This is a genomic window from Streptomyces sp., assembly GCF_019510245.1.
GTDB lineage: Bacteria > Actinomycetota > Actinomycetes > Streptomycetales > Streptomycetaceae > Streptomyces.
In genome coordinates, this window is the sequence record NZ_JAEKKT010000138.1 from 101,296 (window position 1) to 111,845 (window position 10,550).

The 10,550-nt window shown below is 73.4% G+C and carries 7 protein-coding genes; all 7 read right to left on the reverse strand.

All coding sequences use genetic code 11. From position 1 onward, the window contains the following. Positions 1-4: 4 nt before the first annotated feature. On the reverse strand, positions 5-751 hold the full coding sequence (cobI, locus tag JF597_RS21750; RefSeq protein WP_293997208.1) for a precorrin-2 C(20)-methyltransferase: 747 nt from the start codon (positions 749-751) through the stop codon (positions 5-7). Then, a complete protein-coding gene (locus tag JF597_RS21755) occupies positions 736-2,226 on the reverse strand; it encodes a cobyrinate a,c-diamide synthase (RefSeq protein WP_293997210.1) in 1,491 nt (496 codons plus the stop codon). Before JF597_RS21755 ends, cobI begins: the two co-directional genes overlap by 16 nt. Then, entirely contained in the window at positions 2,220-2,819 is a 600-nt protein-coding gene (cobO, locus tag JF597_RS21760; protein ID WP_293997213.1) for a cob(I)yrinic acid a,c-diamide adenosyltransferase, read from the reverse strand. Before cobO ends, JF597_RS21755 begins: the two co-directional genes overlap by 7 nt. After that, positions 2,819-4,834 carry a putative cobaltochelatase gene (locus JF597_RS21765; RefSeq protein ID WP_293997216.1) on the reverse strand — a complete coding sequence of 672 codons (2,016 nt, stop codon included), beginning with the start codon at positions 4,832-4,834 and terminating at the stop codon, positions 2,819-2,821. The genes cobO and JF597_RS21765 overlap by 1 nt, the downstream gene beginning before the upstream one ends. Positions 4,835-5,003: 169 nt before the next feature. After that, positions 5,004-8,672, reverse strand: coding sequence for a cobaltochelatase subunit CobN (gene cobN / locus JF597_RS21770; RefSeq protein ID WP_293997219.1), 3,669 nt, complete (start codon positions 8,670-8,672; stop codon positions 5,004-5,006). Then, positions 8,669-10,204, reverse strand: coding sequence for a cobyric acid synthase (locus JF597_RS21775; RefSeq protein WP_293997221.1), 1,536 nt, complete (start codon positions 10,202-10,204; stop codon positions 8,669-8,671). Before JF597_RS21775 ends, cobN begins: the two co-directional genes overlap by 4 nt. Then, on the reverse strand, positions 10,201-10,550 hold a 350-nt coding region (locus JF597_RS21780), incomplete at its 5' end, for a cobalamin biosynthesis protein (protein WP_293997223.1). The genes JF597_RS21775 and JF597_RS21780, both read right to left, overlap by 4 nt.

The following is a 10,550-nucleotide window of genomic DNA, read 5'->3' on the forward strand; positions in this document are numbered from 1 at the left end:
TCGCTCACAGCTTCCCGCCTCTGCCACCGTCCCGGCGCGGGGGCGCGATGAGCGTGGAGAGGTACGGCAACGGGGAGCCGTCGAGCTCGGCGGCGGGCCGGACGGACTCCTCCGCCAGCCCCAGCGCCGACCCCCACACGGCGTCGTCGACCCGTCCGCTCTCCCGCAGCGCCGCCACGACCGCACCGGCGTGCCGCCCGAACTTGTACGCCACGACCGTTCCCGGCCCGCTCAAGGCCTCCTTGAGCACCTCCGCCCCCGCGGTCACCGGCACCAGCGTCAGCGGCTCGGTCCCCTCGGTGAGCACGGCCCCGGACCGGGCGGCGAGATCCTGCATGGCGGTGATCCCGGGCACGGTCTCGACGGCCAGGTCCGGCACCAGCTCGGAGATGGTCTGCGCCAGATACGTGAACGTCGAATAGACATTCGGATCCCCGATGGTGGCGAAGGCGACCGTCCCGTGCCCCCGCAGCAGCTCGGCCACCCTGGCCCCCGCCGCATCCCAGGCAGCCTCCCGCCGCCCCCGGTCACTGCGCTCGTTCAGCGCGAAGACGACCCGTACGACCTTCTCCGCGCCGACGTAGTGCAGCACGGTGGCCTCGGCCCGCCCGCGCTCACCGGTGTCCATCACGGGCACCACGACGACGTCGGCGGCGCGCAGGGCGTTGACCCCCTTGACGGTCACCAGCTCGGGGTCACCGGGCCCCACCCCGACTCCGATCAACCTGCTGCTGCTCATGACGTCCGGCACCTCTCCACGAACCTCCGGGCCACACCGGGTTCGGACGCCCAGTGCGTGTGCAGATAACTCGCGTGCACACCCCGCTGTACAAAACCTTCGACCCGCGGCCGGGGCGCACGCACCCCCCACGCGGGAGCCGCCCCCGCCCCCGGCTCCACCACGGTCCGGTGGAACTCGTGCCCCCGCATCCGCGTCCCGGCGACGGCCAGCACACTGTCACTCACGGCGACGGCGTCCCGGTACCCCAGGGTCAGCCGTTCCGACATCCGCGCGCTCGCGTCCAGCACCCCGCACATGGGAAGCCCGTCCAGCTCCCGGCACAGGTACAGCAGCCCCGCACACTCGGCGGCGACGGGAGCACCGCGCTCCGCGAGAGCGGCGACGTCCTTGCGCAGCGCCTCATTGGCCGACAGCTCCGCGCCGTACACCTCGGGAAACCCGCCCCCGATCACCAGCCCGCTTGTCCCGTCGGGCAGTTGCTCATCCCGAAGCGGATCGAACACGACGACCTCGGCCCCGGCGGCGGCAAGCAACTCGGCGTGCTCCGCATAGGAGAAGCTGAAGGCAGCGCCACCGGCAACAGCGACCCGCACGCCGCTCTCTTCAAGCCCGTCCGGCGTTTGAGGACGAGGCCGTTCAGGCCGAAACGGGGGTTCGGGGGTGGCAGCCCCCGAAGGCGGGGTCGAAGGGGCGGCAGCCCCTGGTGATGGGACGGGTAGCGGCGGCGGGGGCGAGGAAGCCAGGGCCTCAGCCGCATCCCACACCGCACTTGGAAGCGCCCCGGCCCCCCGCGCCACCCCCATCAGCGCCTCCAGGTCGCACCCGCCGGCGACCTGCGCAGCCATCGCCGCCACCGCCGCCACCGCCTCCCCCCGCCGCTCGGCGACCGGCACCAACCCAAGATGCCGAGACGGCGTACCCACCTGCGCCACCCGCCGCAACACGCCCAGCACCGGCACCCCCGCAGCGTCCAGCGCCCCCCGCAGCAACTCCTCGTGCCGGTCCGACCCCACCTTGTTGAGGATCACGCCCGCGACCCGCACCTCCGGATCCCACGACGCGAACCCGTGCACCAGCGCCGCCACCGACCGCGACTGCGACGACGCGTCCACGACCAGCACCACCGGCGCCCGCAACAGCTTCGCGACATGCGCGGTGGACGCCAGCTCCCCTTCCCCCGCGGCCCCGTCGTACAGACCCATCACGCCCTCGACGACGGCCAGGTCACACCCCCGCGCGCCGTGCGCGAACAGCGGACCGATCAGCTCCGGCCCGCACAGGTACGCGTCGAGGTTCCGCCCCACCCGCCCGGTCGCGAGCGCGTGGTACCCGGGGTCGATGTAGTCGGGCCCCACCTTGTGCGGGGACACGGCGAGCCCCCGCGCGGCGAACGCGGCCATCAACCCGGTGGCAACGGTGGTCTTGCCGCTGCCGGACGACGGCGCGGCGACGACCAGCCGGGGCACGGACGGGGACGTCACCACTCGATGCCCCTCTGCCCCTTCTGCCCCGCGTCCATCGGGTGCTTGACCTTGGACATGTCGGTGACGAGGTCGGCGAGGTCGACGAGCTTCCCGGGCGCGTTCCGCCCGGTGATCACGACATGCTGGGTGCCGGGGCGGTTCCGCAGCACGTCGACGACCTCGTCCGTGTCGACCCACCCCCAGTGCATCGGGTACGCGAACTCGTCCAGCACGTACAGCCGGTAGGTCTCGGCCGCCAGATCCCGCTTGACCTGCTCCCAGCCCTCCCGTGCCTTCTCCTCGTTGTCCATCTGCGCGTCGCGCTGCACCCAGGACCAGCCCTCGCCCATCTTGTGCCAGTCGACGGTCCCGCCCTCGCCGGAGGCGCCCAGCACCCGCAGCGCGTTCTCCTCGCCGACCTTCCACTTCGCCGACTTGACGAACTGGAACACCCCGATGGGCCACCCCTGGTTCCAGGCCCGCAGCGCGAGCCCGAACGCGGCGGTGGACTTGCCCTTCCCGATCCCCGTGTGCACGACGACGAGCGGCCGGTTACGTCGCTGACGGGTCGTCAGCCCGTCGTCGGGCACGACACTCGGCTGTCCCTGCGGCATTACGCGGCCCTCCTCGAACGACCCTGAACGTCCTTCACCAGTCCGGCGATCGAGTCCGCCCGCAGTTCGTCGAGCGTCACCGCGGTACCGCCCAGCTCACCTGCCAACTGCCCGGCGAGCCCCAGCCGCACCGGCCCGGACTCGCAGTCCACGACCACCGAGGCGACCCCGCCCGCGGCGAGAAGCCGCGCCGCGCGCCCGGCGAGCGCGACCGGCTCGGGGCCACCGGTGGCGCGTCCGTCGGTCACCACGACCACCAGCGCCCGCCGTGCCGGGTCCCGCAACCGCTCCACCCGCAGCACGTCGTGCGCCTTGAGCAGCCCGGCGGCGAGCGGCGTCCGCCCGCCCGTCGGCAGCGACTCCAGGCGGGCCGCCGCCGCGTCCACCGACGAGGTCGGCGGCAACGCCACATCGGCCGCCGTGCCCCGGAGGGTCACCAGCCCCACCTTGTCCCGCCGCTGGTAGGCGTCGAGCAGCAGCGACAGCACGGCACCCTTCACCGCGCTCATCCGCTGCCGGGCCGCCATCGACCCGGACGCGTCGACCACGAACAGGACGAGGTTCCCCTCACGTCCCTCCCGGGCCGCCTGCCGCAGATCGTCCCGCCGGAGCACGAGCCCCGGCCCCGACCGCCCGCGCGCCCGCTGATGCGGGGCGGCGGCCTGCACGGTCGCCGCCAGGTGCAGCTTCGTCAGGGCACCGCGCGGCCGTCGCGCACCCGTGGTCCGCCCGTGCTCGGTCCGCGCCCGGGACCGCCGCCCGGCGGCGCCCTCGCCGATCCCCGGCACGCTCAGCACCTTGGTGCGAAAGGGCTCGGCGGCCCGTACGGGCGCCTGCTCCCCGGCACCGGCCTGCTGCGGCACGCCGTCGCTCTCCCCGGCCTCGGGCCGGGCGGCATCCTCTGTCGCACCGTCGCCCCGCGGCCCCTCGTCGGGCTGCGGCCGGCCGCCGCCCCCACCGGGACCGTCCGGATCCGGATCGTCGTCACCCTGGTCCTCCTCCCCGGAGAACTCCTCCAGCGTCTGGTCCAGCTTGTCCTCGTCGAGTCCGGGCGCGTCGAAGGGGTTGCGGCGCCTGCGGTGCGGCAGCGCCAGCAGCGCGGCCTGCCGGACGTCCTCGGCGAGCACCTCGGTCCGCCCGGCCCACGCGGCCAGCGCGGTCGCCGTCCGGGCCATCACGATGTCCGCGCGCATGCCGTCAACCTCGAAGGCCGCGCAGGTCGCCGCGATCTGCCGCAGCGCCCCGTCGCCCAGCCGCACCGACGGCAGCAACTCCCGTGCCGCCACGATCCGTTGCCGTAGGGCGGTCTCCTCGCCCGCCCAGCGCGCCGCGAAACCCGCCGGATCGTCGTCGTACGCGAGCCGCCGCCGTACGACCTCCACCCGCTGGTCGGGCTCGCGGGAGGCGGCCACCTCGACCGTGAGGCCGAACCGGTCGAGCAGCTGGGGCCGCAGCTCACCCTCTTCGGGGTTCATCGTCCCGACGAGCAGGAAGCGCGCCGCGTGCCGGACCGACACGCCCTCGCGTTCCACGTACGAGGCGCCCATCGCGGCCGCGTCCAGCAGCAGGTCGACCAGGTGGTCGTGGAGGAGGTTGACCTCGTCGACGTAGAGGATGCCCCGGTGCGCGTCGGCCAGCAGGCCCGGCTCGAAGGCCTTCACGCCCTCCGCCAGGGCGCGTTCGATGTCCAGCGCGCCCACCAGCCGGTCCTCGGAGGCGCCCACCGGCAGTTCGACCATGCGCGCCGGGCGGGACTCGAAGGCACCGGGCGGGTTGTGCGGGCCGTCCGGGCAGGCCGGATCGGGCGCGGCCGGGTCGCAGGAGAAACGGCAGCGGGCGACGACGTCCACGGCCGGCAGCAGCGCCGACAGGGCCCGTACGGCGGTCGACTTGGCGGTGCCCTTCTCGCCCCGGACGAGAACACCCCCCACCGCGGGGCTCACCGCGTTGAGGAGCAGCGCCAGGCGCAGGTCGTCCTGGCCGACCACGGCTGTGAAGGGGAACGGGGTGCTCACGCTGCGATCACTCCTTCGGGTGAGCCATGGGAGGCGGGTGCGAGCGCCGCATGCAGCGGTGTCGAGATCAAGGTCTGCTCCCTGCGGTCGCGGGGGTGTTCCGACGTGGTCCGCTGTGCGGTCCTCGTCCATGCGGTGCTCCCCGCCGACGCGGGGATCCCGGAGTCGCTCACGCGTCTCCCTCCAGATCTCCCTCGAGCTCGAGGTAGGTCGCCCGGAGCCGGTCCAAGGTCTCCGGGTCCGGTTCCGCCCAGAGGCCGCGGTCCGCCGCCTCCAGCAGACGCTCGGAAATGCCGCGCAGCGCCCACGGGTTGGACTGACGCATGAACTCCTGGTTCTCCGGCGAGAACACGTACTCGGACGCGAGCTTCTCGTACATCCAGTCGTCGACCACGCCCGCGGTGGCGTCGTACCCGAAGAGGTAGTCGACGGTCGCCGCCATCTCGAAGGCGCCCTTGTAGCCGTGCCGGCGCATCGCCGCCATCCAGCGGGGGTTGACCACCCGGGCCCGGAAGACGCGGTGCGTCTCCTCGCCGAGCGTCCGGGTCCGCACCTGGTCCGGCGTGGCCGAATCGCCCACGTACGCCTCGGGGCTGGCACCGGTCAGGTGGCGCACCATGGCGACCATGCCGCCGTGGTACTGGAAGTAGTCGTCGGCGTCCACGAGGTCGTGCTCGCGGGTGTCGACGTTCTTCGCGGCGACGGCGATCCGCCTGAACGCGGTCTCCATGTCCCCGCGCGCCGGCCGCCCGTCCAGCCCGCGCCCGTAGGCGTAACCGCCCCACACCGCGTACACCTCGGCGAGGTCCGCGTCGGAGCGCCAGTTGCGGGCGTCGATCAGCGGCAGCAGGCCGGCGCCGTAGGCCCCCGGTTTGGAGCCGAAGACACAGGCGGTGGAGCGCCGCCGGTCGCCGTGCTCGGCGGTGTCCTCGTCGGCGTGGGCCTTCACGTAGTTGGATTCGGCAGGCTCGTCCAGCTCGGCGACCCTGCGCACGGCGTCGTCGATCAGCGCTACCACGTGCGGGAACGCGTCCCGGAAGAAGCCCGAGATGCGGACCGTGACGTCGATGCGCGGCCGGCCCAGCTCGGCGAGCGGGACCACCTCGAAGCCGGTCACGCGCCGCGACGCGTCGTCCCAGACCGGACGGCAGCCCAGCAGCGCCAGGATCTCGGCGATGTCGTCGCCCTGGGTGCGCATCGCGGAGGTGCCCCACACCGTCAGGCCGACGGACTTCGGGTAGGCGCCGGTGTCCTGGAGGTACCGCTGCACGAGCGAGTCCGCGAGCGACTGACCGACCTCCCAGCTCAGCCGGGACGGAATGGCCTTGGGGTCGACCGAGTAGAAGTTCCGGCCGGTGGGCAGGACGTTGACCAGGCCGCGGGTGGGGGAGCCGGACGGGCCCGCCGGGACGTAACCGCCCTCCAGGGCCTTCAGGATGTGCCCGATCTCGTCCGTGGTGCGCGCGAGCCGCGGCACGACCTCGGTGCACGCGAACTCCAGCACGGCCACGGCGTCCGCGAGTTCGGTGCCGAGGACCTCCCGCACCAGCGCACGGCTCTCGGTGGCGGCCCAGTCCCGCTGCTCCATGCCCTCCGCGACCCGGCGGCACAGCTGCTCCAGCAGGTCGATCGCGTCGGCCGCGGTACGCGACGGCCCCTCGACCAGATCCGTCAGCTCCACCGGCACCTTCACCGGCGCGCCCGGCTCGGCCAGCAACTCCTTCTCGACCAGACCGAAATGCGCGGCGAAGGCGGCGCGCAGCCCGGGCAGCGCGTTCGCCTGCCCGCCCCACACCTGCGAGGCGCGCAGCACCGCCAGCACCAGGTTCACCCGCGGCTCGCCGACCGGGCCGCCGCCGAGGACGTGCAGGCCGTCGCGGATCTGCACGTCCTTGATCTCGCACAGGTAGCCGTCGATGTGCATGACGAACTCGTCGAAGTCGCCGTCCTCCGGCTGCTCGTCCACGTGCAGGTCGTGGTGGAGCTCGGCCGCCTTGACCAGCGTCCAGATCTGGGCGCGGACGGCCGGTGCCTTCGCCGGGTCCAGATCCGACACCAGCGCGTACTCGTCGAGCAGCTGCTCCAGCTTCGCCAGGTCGCCGTAGGTGTCGGCGCGGGCCATCGGCGGCACCAGGTGGTCGACGACGGTGGCGTGCCCGCGCCGCTTGGCCTGGGTGCCCTCGCCGGGGTCGTTGACGATGAAGGGGTAGATCAGCGGCAGGTCGCCGAGGACCGCGTCTGGGGCACAACCGGCGCTCAGGCCCAGCCCCTTGCCCGGCAGCCACTCCATCGTGCCGTGCTTGCCCATGTGCACGATCGCGTCGGCGCCGAAGCCCCCCTCCGATGTTGCGGCCTCCAGCCAGCGGTAGGCCGCCATGTAGTGGTGCGACGGCGGCATGTCCGGGTCGTGGTAGATCGCGATCGGGTTCTCGCCGAAGCCGCGGGGCGGCTGGATCATGACGACGACGTTCCCGAACCGGAGGGAGGCCAGCACGATGTCGTCCCCGTCCACGTACAGCGAGCCCGGCGGCTCGCCCCACGCCTCGGTCATCGCGTCCCGGAGCGCCGGGTCGAGCTTCTCGAACCACGCCCGGTACTCCGTGAGCGGCACCCGCGCGGGCGCGGCGGCCAGCTGCTCCTCGGTGAGCCACTCGACGTCATGTCCGCCGGCGTTGATGAGCCGGTGGATCAACTCGTCGCCACCGGAGGGGTATGCGGTGACCCCGTACCCGGCCGACGCGAGGGCGTCCAGCACCCGCACCGCCGATGCGGGGGTGTCCAGGCCGACCGCGTTGCCGACCCGGGAGTGCTTGGTCGGGTACGCGGTGAAGACCAGCGCGACCTTCTTCTCGGCGTTCGGCTTGTGCCTGAGCCGCGCGTGCCGTACGGCGATCCCGGCGACGCGTCCGGCCCGCTCGGGGTCGGCGACGTACACCGGGACGTCGTCGGGGCCCTGCTCCTTGAAGGAGAAGGGGACCGTGATCAGCCGGCCGTCGAACTCCGGGATCGCCACCTGCATCGCCGCGTCCATGGGGGAGAGGGCGGCGTCCGACCCGTCCCAGGCCGCGTGCGAGGAGGTGAGGCACAGTCCTTGCAGGACGGGGATGTCGAGATCGGCGAGCGCGCCGATGTCCCAGGCCTCCTCGTCGCCGCCGGCCGAGGCCTGGGAGGCGTGGGTGCCGCCCGCGGCCAGGACCGTGGCCACCAGCGCGTCGGCCCCGGCGAGGATCTCGTACAGCCCCGCGTCCGCCCCGCGCAGCGAACCGCAGTACACCGGGAGGGCGTTGGCACCGTGCGCCTCGATCGCGTCGCACAGGGTGTCCACGAAGCCGGTGTTGCCGCTCAGTTCGTGGGCGCGGTAGAAGAGCACGCCGACGGTCGGGCGGCCCTCGGCCTGGGGGCGTTCGCCGTGGACGCCGTACTCGGGCATCTTCTGCGGCCCGTCGAACCCCTCGCCGGTCAGCAGCACGGTGTCGGAGAGGAAGCGGGCCAGCTCGGTCAGGTTGGCGGGGCCGCCCTCGACGAGGTACCTGAGGGCCTCGGCGACCACGCCCGCCGGCACCGACGACTCCGCCATCAACTCGGCGTCCGGCACCGCCTCGCCGCCGAGCAGCACGGTCGGGATCCCGGCGGCCTTCAGGGCGGCGAGCCCGCCCTCCCAGGCGCGCTTGCCGCCGAGCAGCCGTACGACGGCGATGTCCGCGCCCGCGACGAGCGCGGGCAGTTCCTCCGCGACGTCGAGGCGCGTCGGATTGCCGATCCGGTAGTCGGCACCGGAGGCGGACCGGGCCGCCAGCAGATCGGTGTCGGCCGTCGACAACAACAACACAGTGCTCATGCGGGCGCTCCCGGTGGAATGAAAGGCAGTCCTTGCGGCGCGCCCGACTCGATGAGCCGCCAGAGCGCGTCCGTGTCCGCGTGCTGTTCGATCAGGTCGCCGAGCCGGTCGAGCTGCTCCTCGCGCAGCGCGGCGAACGAGGTGCCGGGGGCCGGCACGAACCGGCGGCCCGCGGCGGCCGCCACCTCGCGCAGGAAGGCCCGGCGGAAACCGTCCGACTCCAGGGAGCCGTGCCAGTGCGTGCCCCAGGTCTGCCCGACGCGGCAGCCGTCCAGGCTGTGTCCTCGGTCATCGGTGATGAACGCGTCGCCCCCGGTCACCTCGGCGACCCCGTGGTGGATCTCGTACCCCTCGACCCGCTCGCCGAGGGCCTTTCCGACAGGCCGGGTGAGCGTCTTCTCCCGGGCGAACCGGACCCGCACGGGCAGCACACCGAGCCCGTCGACGCGGCCCCGGCGGCTCTCGACGTCGTCCTCGATGTGGTCACCGAGGACCTGGAAGCCGCCGCAGATGCCGAGCACCGGCCGCTGTTCGGCGGCCCGGCGCCGCAGCGCTTCGGCCAGCCCCCGCTCCCGCAGCCACTCCAGGGCGCGGACCGTTCCCCGGGTGCCGGGGACGATGACGAGGTCGGCGTCGGCCAGCTCCTCCGGCCGGTCCACGAACCGCACCACGACGCCCGGTTCGGCGGCCAGCGCGTCCACGTCCGTGAAGTTGGACATCAGGGGGATCGCACAGACGGCGACCCGCAGGACGTCCTCCCCGACGGGCGGGGCGACGTTCGACTCGCGCACGGTGCCGCGCAGGGAGACGCGGAGCCCGTCCTCCTCGTCGATCCCGAGGCCGTGCCGGAACGGGAGGACGCCGTAGGTGTGCCGCCCGGTGAGCCCGTGGAGCATGTCGAGGCCCGGCTCCAGCAGCGAGACGTCCCCGCGGAACTTGTTGACGAGGAACCCGGCGACGAGGGCCTGGTCCTCCGGCGAGAGCAGCGCCACGGTCCCGAAGAAGGAGGCGAAGACACCGCCGCGGTCGATGTCGCCGACGACGAGCACGGGCAGCCCGGCATTCCGCGCGATCCCCATGTTCACGATGTCGGTCCGCCGCAGGTTGATCTCGGCCGGACTGCCGGCCCCCTCACAGATCACCGCGTCATACGTGCCCCGCAACTCGGCGAGGCAGTCGAGCACGGTCCCGAGCAGCTTCTGCTGCCGCCCGCCGTGATAGCCCCGCGCGCTGAGTTCACCGACCGGCTTGCCGAGCAGTACGACCTGACTGCTCTGCTCGCCGCCGGGCTTGAGCAGCACGGGGTTCATGAGCGCGGTCGGCTCCACCCGGCAGGCCTGCGCCTGCATGGCCTGCGCCCGCCCGATCTCGGCGCCTTCGCGGGTGACGAAGGAATTGAGGGACATGTTCTGCGCCTTGAACGGCGCGACCTTCACACCCTGCCGCACCAGCCACCGGCAGACACCGGCGGTGACGACACTCTTCCCGGCGTCGGAGGTGGTGCCGGCGACGAGGAGGCCTCCGTTGTTCATGACGCCCTTCCCGGGAGCGATCCGCGCAGCAGCGCCCCCGCCGCGCTCACCCCCAACGCCAGCCACCCCACCCGCCGTGACAACCGCACCGCCCGCTCGATGTCCGCGACTTCCACAGACCGCCCCTCCCCGTTCAGCACCGGCCGGTGCTCGACCCGCCCCCCGTACGACAACGTCCCCCCGAGCCGCACCCCCAACGCCCCCGCGAACGAAGCCTCCACGGGACCCGCGTTGGGGCTCGGATGCTTCGCCGCGTCGGCCCGCCAGGCCCGTACGGCCCCACGGGCGTTGCCGCCTGCGACCGTCGCCAGTACGGCGGTCAGCCGCGCCCCCGGCCACCCGGCCA

Excerpts from the sequence above, each read along its gene's own strand:
- cobO (WP_293997213.1), bottom strand. The coding sequence starts at position 2,819 with ATGCCGCAGGGACAGCCGAGTGTCGTGCCCGACGACGGGCTGACGACC.
- cobN (WP_293997219.1), bottom strand. The coding sequence starts at position 8,672 with ATGAGCACTGTGTTGTTGTTGTCGACGGCCGACACCGATCTGCTGGCG.
- JF597_RS21775 (WP_293997221.1), bottom strand. The coding sequence starts at position 10,204 with ATGAACAACGGAGGCCTCCTCGTCGCCGGCACCACCTCCGACGCCGGG.